At 46.2% G+C, this 13,944-nt stretch carries 14 protein-coding genes; 9 read left to right on the top strand and 5 right to left on the bottom strand.

Annotated features, from left to right (window positions below; all coding sequences use genetic code 11):
• Positions 1 to 194 precede the first annotated feature (194 nt).
• The gene (locus tag GWR21_RS13835; RefSeq protein WP_162332318.1) at positions 195 to 866 is read left to right on the top strand and encodes a rhodanese-like domain-containing protein; all 672 of its coding nucleotides are present in this window, start codon (positions 195 to 197) and stop codon (positions 864 to 866) included.
• On the opposite strand, the gene GWR21_RS13830 is transcribed toward GWR21_RS13835, so the two are convergent.
• Entirely contained in the window at positions 861 to 2,378 is a 1,518-nt protein-coding gene (locus GWR21_RS13830) for a carboxypeptidase M32 (protein ID WP_162332317.1), read from the bottom strand. The genes GWR21_RS13835 and GWR21_RS13830 overlap by 6 nt on opposite strands.
• A gap of 44 nt (positions 2,379 to 2,422) precedes the next feature.
• On the opposite strand from GWR21_RS13830, the gene GWR21_RS13825 reads away from it, so the two are divergent.
• From GWR21_RS13825 to GWR21_RS13805, 5 genes are all read left to right on the top strand, one after another.
• The gene (locus tag GWR21_RS13825; protein WP_162332316.1) at positions 2,423 to 3,517 is read left to right on the top strand and encodes a Nif3-like dinuclear metal center hexameric protein; all 1,095 of its coding nucleotides are present in this window, start codon (positions 2,423 to 2,425) and stop codon (positions 3,515 to 3,517) included.
• A gap of 8 nt (positions 3,518 to 3,525) precedes the next feature.
• Positions 3,526 to 4,278: a zinc ribbon domain-containing protein gene (locus GWR21_RS13820; RefSeq protein ID WP_162332315.1), complete on the top strand. Its 753-nt coding sequence runs from the start codon at positions 3,526 to 3,528 to the stop codon at positions 4,276 to 4,278.
• 149 nt (positions 4,279 to 4,427) lie between these two features.
• On the top strand, positions 4,428 to 5,915 hold the full coding sequence (locus GWR21_RS13815) for a tetratricopeptide repeat protein (protein WP_162332314.1): 1,488 nt from the start codon (positions 4,428 to 4,430) through the stop codon (positions 5,913 to 5,915).
• 88 nt (positions 5,916 to 6,003) lie between these two features.
• The gene (gene recN, locus GWR21_RS13810; protein ID WP_162332313.1) at positions 6,004 to 7,653 is read left to right on the top strand and encodes a DNA repair protein RecN; all 1,650 of its coding nucleotides are present in this window, start codon (positions 6,004 to 6,006) and stop codon (positions 7,651 to 7,653) included.
• Between the two features lie 81 nt (positions 7,654 to 7,734).
• On the top strand, positions 7,735 to 8,547 hold the full coding sequence (locus GWR21_RS13805) for an enoyl-ACP reductase FabI (RefSeq protein ID WP_162332312.1): 813 nt from the start codon (positions 7,735 to 7,737) through the stop codon (positions 8,545 to 8,547).
• 825 nt (positions 8,548 to 9,372) lie between these two features.
• Here GWR21_RS13805 and GWR21_RS13800 read toward each other — a convergent pair.
• Positions 9,373 to 9,594, bottom strand: coding sequence for a DUF2795 domain-containing protein (locus GWR21_RS13800; RefSeq protein WP_012794455.1), 222 nt, complete (start codon positions 9,592 to 9,594; stop codon positions 9,373 to 9,375).
• Between the two features lie 100 nt (positions 9,595 to 9,694).
• On the opposite strand from GWR21_RS13800, the gene GWR21_RS13795 reads away from it, so the two are divergent.
• A complete protein-coding gene (locus GWR21_RS13795; protein ID WP_162332311.1) occupies positions 9,695 to 10,378 on the top strand; it encodes an ABC transporter ATP-binding protein in 684 nt (227 codons plus the stop codon).
• Positions 10,379 to 10,386: 8 nt separating this feature from the next.
• Here the strand turns inward: GWR21_RS13795 and GWR21_RS13790 are convergent, their stop codons facing one another.
• From GWR21_RS13790 to gatC, 3 genes are read right to left on the bottom strand one after another with little or no spacing between them, the layout of a single operon-like run.
• The gene (locus tag GWR21_RS13790; RefSeq protein WP_162332310.1) at positions 10,387 to 10,950 is read right to left on the bottom strand and encodes a cob(I)yrinic acid a,c-diamide adenosyltransferase; all 564 of its coding nucleotides are present in this window, start codon (positions 10,948 to 10,950) and stop codon (positions 10,387 to 10,389) included.
• Positions 10,951 to 10,959: 9 nt separating this feature from the next.
• Positions 10,960 to 11,679, bottom strand: a complete 720-nt coding sequence (locus tag GWR21_RS13785) for an ABC transporter ATP-binding protein (RefSeq protein WP_162332309.1) — start codon at positions 11,677 to 11,679, stop codon at positions 10,960 to 10,962.
• Positions 11,680 to 11,705: 26 nt separating this feature from the next.
• The gene (gene gatC / locus GWR21_RS13780) at positions 11,706 to 11,996 is read right to left on the bottom strand and encodes an Asp-tRNA(Asn)/Glu-tRNA(Gln) amidotransferase subunit GatC (protein WP_162332308.1); all 291 of its coding nucleotides are present in this window, start codon (positions 11,994 to 11,996) and stop codon (positions 11,706 to 11,708) included.
• Between the two features lie 108 nt (positions 11,997 to 12,104).
• On the opposite strand from gatC, the gene trpS reads away from it, so the two are divergent.
• A complete protein-coding gene (trpS, locus tag GWR21_RS13775; RefSeq protein ID WP_162332307.1) occupies positions 12,105 to 13,109 on the top strand; it encodes a tryptophan--tRNA ligase in 1,005 nt (334 codons plus the stop codon).
• A 142-nt stretch (positions 13,110 to 13,251) separates the two neighbouring features.
• Positions 13,252 to 13,887 carry a deoxynucleoside kinase gene (locus GWR21_RS13770; RefSeq protein WP_202929086.1) on the top strand — a complete coding sequence of 212 codons (636 nt, stop codon included), beginning with the start codon at positions 13,252 to 13,254 and terminating at the stop codon, positions 13,885 to 13,887.
• Positions 13,888 to 13,944: the final 57 nt, after the last annotated feature.

Raw genomic sequence — 13,944 nt, 5'->3', positions numbered from 1 at the left:
CTCGACGTCAGCAAAGGTTGTAAACTAGAAAAGTATGAAAAAAATATAATGTGTTATAATTACTTATTTGTGATTTAAAATCTCAACTTCGCATAAACAGTCAGGGTGCTGTTTCATCATCACTCCAAAGGTGTTCTTATTCAACGATAAACGAACGATTTACGAGAATCCAAACTCAACTATATAACAAAAGTATGATTTCTAAATTTTATATATACGGGGCCCTGGTAGGTCTACTCATATTAGTAGGAGATGCGGCGGAAGCTCAACAGGTGAATGCTCCTGTCTTTCAGCAATCTATCTCTGACAAGAAGGATGCCCAGATTTTTGATGTGCGGACGGCGGCCGAATTTAAAACAGGGCATTTGCACAATGCATTGCAGGCAGATTATACTAATAAGGCCGAATTTAATGAAAGAGTGAAGTATCTGGATAAGAAAAAACCAGTATATATATACTGTCTCAGCGGTGGTCGCAGCACAAAGGCCGCCGAATGGATGAGACAGAACGGTTTTACTGAGGTGATTGAGCTGAACGGTGGAATCAATGCCTGGAAACAAGCTGGACAACCTGTGGAAGGTGTGGCCGCCGTGGAACAGATGAGTGTGGATAACTTCCGGAACAGTATTGACAAGGGAGAAGTGCTGGTAGATGTAGGCGCTGAATGGTGCCCACCCTGCCGGAAGATGCAGCCTGTATTGGATGCCTATCTGAAAACACACAAAACTGTACGACTGCTGAAAGTGGACGGGGGGCGTGACCAGGAAGTCATGGAGGCTATAAAAGCCACTTCCCTGCCTACTTTCATTTTCTATAAAGATGGCAGGGAAGTATGGCGCAAAGAGGGTGTATCTGATCAGTTATAGACCATAGATGTCACCGAACTTCTGCGTTGCGTAGTGTAGGAAATATTTGAAATTCAGCGGTTCACCGGTTATTTTCTCACACAGTTCATTGGAAGTGAAAGAACGGCCATGACGATGTACCTGCTGACGTAACCATCCCAGTAAGGCGGTGTAATCGCCGCTGGTGATCTGTGCGTCCAGCCCAGGCAGTTGCTGCTGAGCAGCTGTAAAGAATTGTGCAGCATAGAAGCTACCCAGGGAATAGGTAGGGAAATAACCGAAGCTGCCGTGAGACCAGTGTATATCCTGCAGCACCCCCTGTGTGTCACTCGGAACGGTCACATGTAAAAACTCTTTGTAATAGTTATTCCATACCTCTCTCAGGTCTTTTGTATGGTAAGTGCCGTCCAGCAGCCCTTTCTCAATTTCATACCTCACCATCACGTGAAAGTGGTAGGTCAGTTCATCCGCCTCTGTTCTGATGAGGGATGGCTGTACCAGGTTGATCGCTTTATAGAAGTCACGTAACTGGACATTACCCAGGTTTTCAGGGAAAAGCTGCTGCAGCTGCGGATAATGATATTCCCAGAAGGTAAGGCTGCGGCCCACATTATTTTCCCACAATCTGGATTGTGATTCATGAATACCCAGGCTGGTTGCTTCGCCTGAAGGTAGTCCGTATGATTCGGGATCAAGTCCCTGTTCATATAGTGCGTGGCCCCCTTCATGGATACAGCTCCAGGTCATATTGCCGAAGTCATTTTCATCTATACGGGTGGTCACTCTCACATCCTGTGGGCTGAAGCTGGTAGTAAATGGATGTTCAGAGATGTCCTGTCTGCCGGCGGCCATATCATACCCCATGGCCTTCAGCAGCTGGATCCCAAAATTCCACTGGCGGTCCCGCTCATAGCGGAGATGCAGGAATGCCTTATTCACCTGTGGTTTTTGCTCGATGCTGCGCAGCAGCGGGGTCAGCGCGGTTTTCACATCATTGAAGACAGTATCCAGCATGGCCGTATTGGCGCCTTTCTCATATTCATTCAGCAGGGTATTATAAGGATGTCCTTCATAGCCCAGTATATCGGCTTCCTGTTTTTTTAGTGCGACCATTTTAGCGAGCACGGGTTCAAATACGGAGTAGTTACCTTCTTTCCGGGCATTGATCCATGCGTGGTAGCATTCATTGGTCGTTTTTGACAGCTCGGCTACGAAGCTGGCAGGATATTTTGCATTCTTCCGGTAGTCCTCCAGGGAGAGGGTGATGTTTTTAGCAGCGACAGTATCGAGTGTTTGTCTGTCGTTGTCCAGTGATTCCAGCAGTGTTCCCAGTTCGGCGGAAGTAAAAAGCTCATGCGCAATGGTACTGAGAGAGGTGATCTGTTGTCCGCGGAAAGCAGCTCCTTTCTCAGGGAGGTAGGTTTCCTGGTCCCAGCTGAGAACGGCGATCGCATTACGGATGTCAGCGATCTGCTGCATCTTACCCTTATAGGTTTCGTATCGTTTTGCTGTAGATGAGGTAGTCTGTGCCATGCTGTTGATTTTGTGCAAAAGTAGGGGTAAATTACCGCTCAATTATGAAGATCAGGGATATTACCAATGCCATTGCGGCATTTGCACCATTACAATACCAGGAAAGTTATGACAACGCAGGACTACTATTCGGCAGTGCCGACTGGGAACTGACCGGGGTTTTACTGACGCTGGATGCTACTGAAGCAGTCATAGACGAGGCCATTGAAAAGAAATGTAACCTGGTGGTCGCGCATCATCCGATCGTATTTGGCGGACTCAAAAAGATCAATGGGAACAATTATGTAGAGCGGGTGGCCATCAAAGCCATCAAAAATGATATTGCCATTTACGCGGCACATACCAATCTGGATAATGTCCGGAATGGTGTTTGCGATATGATGGCCCGCCGGCTGGAATTACAGCAATGCAGTATATTATCTCCTAAAAGGGAGTTGCTGCGCAAGCTGTATACCTTTGTGCCACAGGCAGATGCAGAAAGGGTAAGGGCGGCCCTGTTTGCAGCGGGAGCCGGACATATAGGCGCCTATAACGAATGTAGTTTCAATGTGGAGGGCAGGGGCACCTTTAAGGCCGGAGAGGGGACCACACCATATGTAGGAACTGTCGGTCAGCAACATATAGAGGCAGAAACGAAGGTCGAGGTGATATTTCCCGTATATTTGGAACAGGTTATAACAAAAGCCCTGTTAGGGAGCCATCCCTACGAAGAGGTAGCTTATGACATTGTGAAGCTGGAGAATGCATATGCAGAAGTGGGTTCGGGCCTGATCGGTACCCTGAAAGAGCCGATGGAGGAGGCCGCCTTCCTTCGCTGGGTGAAGCAGCAGTTCGATACGGGTTGTGTGAGATATACGCCACTGAGAGGAAAACCGGTCAGAAAGGTGGCCTTGTGCGGGGGAGCCGGCAGTTTCCTGTTAAAACGGGCCATATCAGCTGGAGCGGACGCCTATATATCGGCCGATTTCAAGTATCACGAGTTTTTCGACGCTGAAAATCAAATTGTTATAGCGGATGTGGGGCATTTCGAGAGCGAGCAGTTTACGGTTGAATTATTTTATCATATATTGACTGAAAAATTCCCTAATTTTGCGCCTCTTAAATCTACAATTCGTACAAATCCGGTAAATTACTTATAAACACATACATGGCTACTGTAAAAGAATACTCCGTAGAAGAAAAATTGGCGTCTGTACTTAGGCTACAGAAGATGGACTCCAAACTGGATGAAATCCAGGTGTTGAAAGGGGAGTTGCCAATGGAAGTAAAGGATCTGGAAGATGAGATCGAGGGTCTGAACACCCGTCTGTCTCATGTAGAGGATGAAATTCGTGGTATCCAGGACTTTATTGCCAACAAAAAGAACGCAATCAAGGACTCTGAGGCCCTGATGAAGAAATACGAGAAGCAGCAGGATAACGTTAAGAATAACCGTGAATTCGAAGCTATCACCAAAGAGATTGAAATGCAGTCTCTGGAGATCAAACTGGCTGAGAAACACATCAAAGACGCTAACGAAGAGGTAAAGGATAAAAGCCGTGTTCTGGAAGGTGCTAAGAAACAGATCGCTGATAAAGAGTCTAACCTGAAGCACAAGAAAGGTGAACTGGAAAAGATCATCGCTGAAACTGATAAAGAAGAGAAGGCATTCCGTAAAGAGAGCGATGAGGCACGCAGTAAAGTAGAAGCCCGTCTGCTGGCTGCTTACGAAAAGATCCGTACCAACTACCGTAACGGTCTGGCTGTGGTGACTATCTCCCGTGACTCCTGTGGTGGTTGCTTCAATGCGATCCCTCCTCAACGTCAGGCAGAGATCCGTCAGCGTAAAAAGATCATCGTTTGCGAACATTGCGGTCGTATCCTGGTTGATAATGATCTGGATGCAACAGTGACTATTTAATAGCGCATTGTAACTAACTTATTTTAATAGTGTAGAGTCCTGGCTTTTAGGCCGGGACTTTTACATTAAGGTCGAAGGGGTAAACGAAAATTTGGTTTGGATTTTGACAGATAGGCCCGGAATTATTAATCAGATTTATTTTTTTGTCCATGCGCACATTATTCCTGCTGGGTTTATTGTTGAATATTACTGTTGCTGTTTCGGGAAGGCAAAAGGTCTATGACTTTAACGCCCGCTGTCAGCAGGCCTATGATGCTATCATGCAACTGCGCCTTGACGCTGGTGCTGCATTACTGGCCGAAGAAAAGAGAGTACATCCGGATAATCTTGTGCCTTATTTTCTTGATAATTATGCTGACTTTTTTACACTCTTTTTTAATGAAGATCCGGCAGAATATGCCCAAAAGAAATATCTGAAGGCGGACCGCCTGTCCAGAATGGAAGGTGGGCCCACTAATTCTCCCTATTATTTATATACACAGGCAGCTATCCGTTTTCAGTGGGGGATGGTCCGGCTGAAATTCAATGAGAAGTGGGACGCGGTGTGGGAGATCCGGAAGGCATATCAGTTGCTGAAAGAGAATCAGAAGAAATTCCCGCAGTTCCTGCCCAACAATATGCTGCTGGGTTCTATGCAGACGGTATTCGGAACAATTCCGGAAGGGTATCGCTGGATTTCCAACACGCTTGGAATGAAGGGTACGATCAGGGATGGGATGCAGATGGTGCAGCAGGTGATAGACAGTAATACCGAGGTAGCCCGGTTATTCAGGGAAGAAGCCTGTTATTATTACTGTTACCTGAAACTTTTTGTGGAAAATAAGCCGGAAGATGTCTGGACATTTATCCAGAAATATAAGCTTGATACAAAAAATAACTACCTTTTCGCGCTGATGGTGGCTAATATCGCCATGAACAATCAGAAAGCGACACTGGGTATCAAGGTGTTAACAGAACGGAATGATAGTGTGCAGTTTGAAGAGATTCCTTATGTATATTACGTGCTCGGACAACTGAAACTTTGCCGGCAGGATGAGGATGCAAACGTTTATCTGCAGAAATTCATTGACCGTTTCAAAGGCAAGTTCTACCTGAAAGAGGGCCTGCAAAGGCTAAGCTGGTATTATTATCTGCGGGGAAATATGGATGCTGCGAATAAGTACCGTAACTTAATACTGACAAGAGGTAATACAGAAACAGATGCAGACAAACAGGCACTGAAAGATGCGAAGAGTGGCAGATGGCCTAATCAGTTGTTACTGAGAGCGCGTTTGCTGAGTGATGGCGGTTACTTTCCGGAGGCACTGAAACTGCTGGTCAATAAAAAGGCAGCTGATTTCCCGCTGATGGAAGAAAAGATCGAGTATGCATACCGCCTGGGCCGTATCTACGATGAAATGGGTCAGGACGACAATGCCATCACGATGTATGAAGCAACTGTTAAAACCGGAGCCAACAGAACTGAGCATTTTGCGGCCAGAGCAGCGCTACAGATGGGGTACATCTACGAAAAGCGTAATGACAAGGCAAAGGCAAAGCAATGTTATCAGTCCTGTCTGGACATGAAAGGGCACGATTATAAAAACTCACTTGATCAACGGGCGAAGGCCGGAATACAAAGACTGACCGGCGGTTGAGCCTGTCACTACGCAGATACATTACGTACCGCGGGTCTTAATTTGCGGAATAATCCAATGTGATATATTCGTATTTCCAATACTCCTTATGCTACAGAAACTAACTATCAAGAACTACGCGATCATTGATCACCTGGAAGTAGATTTCTCCGGCAACCTGAATGTCATTACGGGGGAAACAGGTGCCGGTAAATCGATCGTGTTAGGTGCATTGTCATTAATATTGGGGGAGAGGGCTGATCCGGGCATGCTGCTGGACAAAGCATCCAAGTGTGTCATAGAAGGGATCTTTAAAGTAAAGAAATCCCAGGTAGCTGCATTTTTCCAGGAGCATGAACTTGATATGGAAGATCAGCTGATCATCCGCAGGGAGATCAGTACAGCAGGTAAGTCCCGTGCATTTGTCAATGATACACCGGTGAACCTGGGACAACTTACTGAACTCAGTCAGTCCCTCGTAGACCTGCACCAGCAGTTTGACACACAGGACCTGGAAAACTCAGATTTTCAGCGTGAAGTGCTGGATGCCCTGGTGAACCAGCCTACTGTGATGCAGCAGTACCAGCAGCAATACCAACGCTATGCACAGGTACAGCGCGAACTGAAACAATTACAGAACCAGCGCGACAGCGCCAACAAAGAACTGGATTACAACAAATTTCTGCTTGACGAACTCAGTGATGCCGCTTTCGGTGCCAATGAGATCGAAGACCTTGACGCTGAACTCAAGGTACTGAGCCATGCAGAAGAGATCCGCAATACCCTCAGCCGGGTATATTTCCAGCTAAATGAAGATGAACAGCCTATCCTGCAGCAGCTGAAACAGATACTGTCTTCCGTGCAGGCACTGGCTTCCTACCATAAAGATGCACCTGCAGTGGCAGAACGCCTGCAGTCTGCCTATGTCGAACTACAGGATATTTCTTCAGAGATAGGCCGTATGAACGACCAGGTACAGTTTGATGGTGCACGTATCGAACATGTGAACGAAAGAGTGTCTTTAGGATATAAATTACTGAAGAAACACGCAGTACACTCCACGGCGGAATTACTGGCTATCCAGGAACAACTGAATAACAGTATAGAAGGGGTGCTGAACCTGGATGACAGACTGGCTTCCCTGGAAACCGAGCTGGAAACACTGCGGGCAGCCCTGCAGAAGCTGGCTGAAACGATTACTGCTGCACGTCTGAAAGTAGCAGAACCATTTGAAAAGAAGGTAAATGAATTGCTGGCACAGGTGGGTATGCCCAATGCACGCCTGAAAGCTTCTATCATGCAGGGGGCGCTCAATCCTAACGGCCAGGATACCATCGAATTCCTGTTCGACGCCAATAAAAGTGGTCAGTTTGCACCGATCCGGAAAGTAGCTTCCGGTGGTGAGCTGAGCAGGCTGATGCTGTGTATCAAGTCACTCGTGGCGAAGTCAGTAGCCCTGCCTACCCTGATCTTCGATGAAATTGATACAGGTATCTCCGGAGAAGCCGCCAGACAGGTCAGCTTCATTATGGAAGATATGGCCAAAGCACATCAGATCATTTGTATCACCCATCAGCCGCAGATCGCCGGTAAGGCAGATGCGCACTATTTTGTGTATAAAGACGCCCGGGATGGTAAGGTGCATACGAACGTACGCCTGCTCACCAGAGAAGAAAGGATCAATAAAATAGCCCAGATGCTGAGTGGTGAGAAGCCAACGGCAGCGGCACTTGAAAACGCACGGGAGCTGGTAAAGTAGCTAATCCGTTGACTGCTTTTCAATTAATCTTTTTTTTTCAACTATAACAGCTATTTTTGCCGAAATTAATTTTTGAACCCAATGGCTCATAACTTATTAAAAGGAAAGAAAGGTATCATATTTGGTGCATTGGACGAGAAGTCTATGGCTTGGAGCACAGCGTTACGTTGTGTGGAAGAAGGCGCCGAAGTAGTGCTTACCAACGCTCCGATAGCGTTACGCATGGGAGAGATCAACAAGCTGGCTGAACAGTGTAATGCTCCTGTAATACCCGCTGATGTTACCAATATGGATGATCTGAAAAACCTTTTCACTAAATCCATGGAGCATTTTGGTGGCAAAATAGATTTCGTACTGCACTCTGTGGGTATGAGTATCAATATGCGTAAAGGTAGATCCTACACCGATCTGGATTATGATTTCTCTCATAAAACATTCGATATCTCTGCAATGTCCCTGCACCGCGTACTGCAGACTGCATGGCAGCTGGATGCATTGAATGACTGGGCTTCCGTTGTAGCGCTGACCTACATCGCTGCACAGAGAGTATTCCCTGACTATAGCGAAATGGCAGATGCTAAATCTATGCTGGAATCAGTAGCACGTAGCTTCGGTTACCACTACGGTTTCAAGAAGAAAGTACGTGTAAACACCATTTCACAGTCTCCTACCAAAACTACCGCAGGTGGTGGTGTTAAAGGATTTGATGGTTTCATCGGTTATGCTGAGAAAATGAGCCCGCTGGGTAACGCTACTGCACAGCAATGCGCTGACTATTGCGTAGCTATGTTCTCTGATCTGACCAAAATGGTGACCATGCAGAACCTGTTCCATGATGGTGGTTTCTCTTTCACCGGCGTTTCTGCTGAGGTGATCGCACAGATGGAAAAGTAATTCGTCGTTACAAATAATTATGCGCCGTGAGAAAGGATAAAATTCCTTACTCACGGCGTTTTTATTTGATCGGTTTTCAGTCAGCTATGTTTCAGGCGATCTTCAGGTAATGTTCAGGTAAGCTTTCTCTTCCGTTTCTCCTCCGTTTTAAAACGGAGGAGAAACGGAAGAGAAAGCTTACTTAAGCGAACCTACACCGAAGGTAAACCGGTGGTGAAGCATCAGCTGGATCAGCTCCCGTAGTCCCGGAAATTGCTGGTTTAAAATTCCCACCCCTGAATTTTGGCAGTTTACGTACGTGTTTTTGCAGTTTGCATACATGGCCTGAAATCGATGAAATGGTCCCCGTATTTTTGTGTAAACAATCGTGATCAACAGGGTAGTACCTCAGGCAGGAAAGGGTGTCTCCTGCTTTACGCTGGCGATCATTTTCAATATATATCCCGTGCGGGAACAGGCAGTAAAAGTGATAAACGGTAAGGGTGTAATACCGGCCAGGAAACGATAACGCGATAGAAAAATAGTGCGGGGTGAGGGTTGGATAGAGCGGCAGCCGGGTGAACGAAAGGGAAAAACGGATAACCTGCCGCCTGAAATAAAAAGGAGCAGGCGTTGATCAGGGACAGGAAATCCCCTGCATACCAGGCTATTCTTTCAAAAGTATAGGCAGCTGAGATGTTCCCGGATGATCCGGCAAAGCATCCACTGGTCAGATGAGTTGGCTGACCGGGATACAAAAAAGCCGCTCCCTTTGATTAGAAGGAACGGCTCAATTTTTTATGCATAGGCGAATTGCTGAGGCAACAATAATGGAAAATAATCCGTCTAATACTCATCTTCATTGAAGAAAAAGTCGTCTTGCGACGGGTAATCAGACCAAATATCTTCTATTCCCTCATAGATCTCTCCTTCGTCCTCCAACTCCTGCAGGTTCTCTATCACTTCAATCGGTGCACCGGAGCGGATAGCGTAGTCTATTAATTCGTCTTTCGTAGCTGGCCATGGAGCATCCTCCAGGTATGAAGCTAATTCTAAGGTCCAGTACATGTGATCAAAATTTTTACTTTCTGAATTTCCGCAAAAGTATTATTTAATTTGAAATAAACAACTATTACTATTTTAAAGGTTATTTTACTTTTCTTTGAGTATGCTAACCGCTCGCAATCTAACCAAAAATTATTCCAACTTACATGTCCTGAGAGATGTAAGTGTTTCCGTTTCGAAAGGAGAGATCGTTACTATTGTTGGCTCTTCGGGTGCCGGAAAAAGCACCCTGCTGCACATACTGGGTACACTGGATACTCCCAGTTCCGGAGAAGTATGGCTGAATGATGTCAATCTGGGTTTACTAAAGGGTAACGCGCTGGCTGATTTCAGAAATAAGCATATGGGCTTTATTTTCCAGTTCCATCATCTTTTACCGGAGTTCTCTGCCCTGGAAAACGTTTGTATACCTGGTTATATTGCGGGTAACCGTAAGTCCGCTGTAAAGGAAAGAGCCGTGTATTTACTCGAGACCCTGGGACTTTCCGGCCGGCTGGAACACAAACCGAATCAGTTATCAGGCGGAGAACAGCAAAGAGTGGCCGTAGCGCGCGCTTTGATCAATCAGCCGGACATAGTAATGGCCGACGAGCCAACGGGCAACCTGGACTCTAAAAATGCCCGGGAATTGCATCAGTTGTTCATTGAACTGAGAGATAAATTTCAGCAGACCTTCATCATCGTGACGCACAACGAAGAGCTGGCTCCGATGAGTAACAGGCAGCTGGTGATGAAAGATGGGGGAATTGTAGGAGAGATCGCCACTCCGGTAACAGGGAAGCTATAACCGGGTGTTCAGACCCTGGGTTTCCAGGGTATTTCGGCTACCTGGAAGGTATGACCTATCCAACGGGCCAGTACAAAAAGATAATCGCTCAGGCGGTTCACATATTGCAGCACCAGCGGTTCAATGAACTGCTGCTGCTCCTGCAGCCCCACACAAAGCCGTTCCGCCCTTCTGCATACACAACGGGCAACATGGCAGGTCGATACGGCCACATGCCCCCCCGGAAGGATGAAAGATTTCATTTCCGGCAGCACCTCATTCATTTTATCGATACTGTCTTCCAGTAAAGTAATGTCGGCCGCATGCAGGTCGGGAATACGCATTTTGGTGTCCTTGTCAGGGTCACAGGCCAGCGAGGCGCCTATCGTAAACAAACGGTCCTGTATCTCCCTTAAAAGGCTGACAGTATCGGGATAACTGGTCAGATAGTCGCTGACCAGCCCGATATAGGAATTCAGTTCGTCTACGGTGCCGTAGGCGTCAATACGCAGATCGCTTTTAGGCACCTTGGTACCACCGATCAGGGCTGTTTTACCCTTATCGCCTGTTTTGGTGTAGATCTTAAAAGCCATCCTGATAATTTATGATTTTACGGCTTCAGCGAGGATCTCTGCATTCAGCCTGTCAGATTCAATTAATCCATCGCGCAGGCGTATCACACGACGGGCATGTGCAGCGATGTCCTCTTCGTGGGTGACCAGTACAACGGTATTGCCGGAAGCGTGGATCTTACCGAAGATGTCCATGATCTCTACAGAGGTCTTGGTATCCAGGTTACCGGTCGGTTCATCCGCGAGTATAAGAGAAGGGTCGTTCACCAGGGCGCGGGCAATGGCCACACGCTGGCACTGACCACCGGAGAGTTCGTTCGGTTTGTGTTTGTAACGTTGCCCCAGACCTACTTTTTCCAGCATGAAGCGGGCTTTATCTTCCCGGTCTTTTTTATTTACACCGGCATAGATCAGGGGAACAGCTACGTTTTCCAGCGCGCTGAGGCGTGGCATCAGGTTGAACTGCTGGAATACAAAGCCGATTTCTTTGTTACGCACCCTGGCCAGGGCATCGTCTTCCATTTTGCTTACATCGTGACCGCTCAGGACATATCTACCATGGGTAGGGGTGTCAAGGCAGCCCAGCATGTTCATCAACGTGGATTTACCGGAACCGGAAGGTCCCATCAGGGCTACATATTCATTTTTCAAAATGTCCATGTTGATACCTTTCAGTACCGGCAGTTCATTTTTACCGATGAAATAGCTCTTACGGATGTCTTCTAAATGGATGACGGAATTTGGGTGCATAGATTTATTGCGTTAATAGATTGATGCTACTTCCTGATGACCTTAGGTACTTTGAAGTACTGGTCATTGGCAGCAGGCGCATTCTGCAGGCCTTCTTCGCGGGTTATGGAAGGGACCAGCACGTCTTCCCTCAGCACGTTCCTGTCTGCTGTCATGTGTAATAATGGTTTTACGTCAGTGGTATCCAGCTCGTTCAGTTTTTCCACGAAGGTGATCATACGTTGCAGATCGCCTTTAATTGCTGTTTTTTCCTGTTCGTTGAACTCAAGCCTTGCCAGGTCTGCCAGTTGCTGTACCAGCGTCTCATTCACTTCCATAAATCAAATTAAATCAAAAAATAATAATTATTAGAATCGGTCAGCGTTAAAGTTACCTTAAATAGTCGATAGTCCATAATTGGCAAATTCCTTATTTTGCACCCCATTATGGCTACATCAAAAGAAATAGTGGTAAGCGGAATCCGCTCTACCGGGTATTTACATTTAGGCAATTATTTTGGAGCTATCCGTAACTACATCAGGATGCAGGAAACTTTTAACTGTTATTTTTTTGTAGCTGACTGGCATTCCCTGACTACACATCCTGATCCTAAGGACCTGCGTGGCAATGTGTTCCGCGTACTGGCAGAAAATATCGCATCTGGTCTTGATCCTGAAAAAGTGGCACTGTATGTACAGAGTGACGTACCGGAGATCGCCGAATTATACCTGTTGCTGAACATGCTGGCATATATGGGTGAACTTGAGAAAGTACCCACATTTAAAGATAAGGTACGTCTGCAGCCGCAGAACGTAAATGCTGGTCTATTGACTTATCCCGTGCTCATGAGTGCGGATATCCTGATCCACCGTGCGGTAAAAGTGCCGGTAGGTAAAGACCAGGAGCAGCATCTGGAAATGGCACGTAACTATGCCCAGCGGTTTAACAGCCGTTACGGAGATTTATTCCCCGAGCCGATGGCATTTAACTTTGGAGATAACCTGGTAAAAATACCAAGCCTGGATGGAGTAGGTAAAATGAGTAAGAGTGAAAATCAGATGGCAACCTTGTATTTATCTGATGATGATGAACTGATCCGCAAAAAAATGAAGAAGGCAAAAACAGATAGCGGACCAGTTGAACCAGGTATGCCTATGCCGGAAAGTATTGAAAATCTTTTCCTGTTAATGGATCAGGTATCAACACCTGACGTCATCAAACATTTCAGAGATGCATATGACAACCAGTCTCTCCGTTACGGTGATATGAAAGCACAGTTAGGTGACGACATGGTTAACTTCATTGCGCCGATCAGAGAAAAGGCGCTCGCATTGCAGAATGACGCCACTTACCTGAACCGTATTATGAAAGAAGGTGCGGAAAAAGCACGGGAAAGTGCGGCACAGACTTTGCAACAAGCGAGAAAACTCATAGGTATTCACTATTATTAATAACTCGTTATATAGTCACTGATAGTGGTGGCAAGTTTTTTCAGTTGATAATCAAATAATTTGTAAATTTTAGGTTGTCAACTGATCACTTGCTGCCACTAACTGGCTGCAAACGAACGATTAGTGACCCCCTGTTATCATCATGACAAAACAAAGTAAGATCAAACATATAGCTATCGCCGGGAATATCGGCGCAGGAAAAACCACACTTACCAAGCTGCTGGCACAACACTACAAATGGTCACCCCAGTTTGAAGACGTTGAACATAATCCTTACCTGAACGACTTCTACGAAGAGATGCCGCGCTGGTCATTCAACCTGCAGATCTACTTCCTGCACGGACGTTTGAGACAGCTGCTGGATATTCAGCAGGGAGAGCAGATCGTCATACAGGACCGTACCATATACGAAGATGCGCACATCTTTGCGCCGAACCTGTATGAAATGGGACTGATGACTAAACGGGACTTTGATAATTATTTCAGCTTCTTCGAAACGTTAAAGTCAATGGTGAAACCACCGGACCTGCTTATCTATCTGCGTGCCTCTGTACCTACCCTGGTGGCACAGATCCAGAAAAGAGGAAGAGAATATGAAGAAAATATCCGGTTGGATTATCTGAAAAGACTCAACGAATTCTATAATAACTGGATCGAAAAATATGCCGAAGGGCCTTTGCTGATCATCGATGTGGATAAGAACAAATTCCCCGAGAGTGATGAAGATCTTGGTGAGATCATATCAAAGATAGACTCTCAGTTACATGGTTTGTTCTGATCAATCTGATCTGTATTTTTTTTAGTAAAAATTATTTTCCTAATATTGTCTCCTCAC

It is taken from the genome of Chitinophaga agri, from assembly GCF_010093065.1.
GTDB lineage: Bacteria > Bacteroidota > Bacteroidia > Chitinophagales > Chitinophagaceae > Chitinophaga > Chitinophaga agri.
The sequence above is the reverse complement of the archived record's forward strand: the minus strand, read 5'-3'. Positions and strand labels throughout refer to the sequence as shown.

Excerpts from the sequence above, each read along its gene's own strand:
- trpS (WP_162332307.1), top strand. The coding sequence starts at position 12,105 with ATGGCTACATCAAAAGAAATAGTGGTAAGCGGAATCCGCTCTACCGGG.
- GWR21_RS13825 (WP_162332316.1), top strand. The coding sequence starts at position 2,423 with ATGAAGATCAGGGATATTACCAATGCCATTGCGGCATTTGCACCATTA.
- recN (WP_162332313.1), top strand. The coding sequence starts at position 6,004 with ATGCTACAGAAACTAACTATCAAGAACTACGCGATCATTGATCACCTG.
- GWR21_RS13790 (WP_162332310.1), bottom strand. The coding sequence starts at position 10,950 with ATGGCTTTTAAGATCTACACCAAAACAGGCGATAAGGGTAAAACAGCC.
- GWR21_RS13835 (WP_162332318.1), top strand. The coding sequence starts at position 195 with ATGATTTCTAAATTTTATATATACGGGGCCCTGGTAGGTCTACTCATA.
- GWR21_RS13785 (WP_162332309.1), bottom strand. The coding sequence starts at position 11,679 with ATGCACCCAAATTCCGTCATCCATTTAGAAGACATCCGTAAGAGCTAT.
- GWR21_RS13830 (WP_162332317.1), bottom strand. The coding sequence starts at position 2,378 with ATGGCACAGACTACCTCATCTACAGCAAAACGATACGAAACCTATAAG.
- gatC (WP_162332308.1), bottom strand. The coding sequence starts at position 11,996 with ATGGAAGTGAATGAGACGCTGGTACAGCAACTGGCAGACCTGGCAAGG.
- GWR21_RS13770 (WP_202929086.1), top strand. The coding sequence starts at position 13,252 with ATGACAAAACAAAGTAAGATCAAACATATAGCTATCGCCGGGAATATC.
- GWR21_RS13815 (WP_162332314.1), top strand. The coding sequence starts at position 4,428 with ATGCGCACATTATTCCTGCTGGGTTTATTGTTGAATATTACTGTTGCT.
- GWR21_RS13800 (WP_012794455.1), bottom strand. The coding sequence starts at position 9,594 with ATGTACTGGACCTTAGAATTAGCTTCATACCTGGAGGATGCTCCATGG.
- GWR21_RS13795 (WP_162332311.1), top strand. The coding sequence starts at position 9,695 with ATGCTAACCGCTCGCAATCTAACCAAAAATTATTCCAACTTACATGTC.
- GWR21_RS13820 (WP_162332315.1), top strand. The coding sequence starts at position 3,526 with ATGGCTACTGTAAAAGAATACTCCGTAGAAGAAAAATTGGCGTCTGTA.
- GWR21_RS13805 (WP_162332312.1), top strand. The coding sequence starts at position 7,735 with ATGGCTCATAACTTATTAAAAGGAAAGAAAGGTATCATATTTGGTGCA.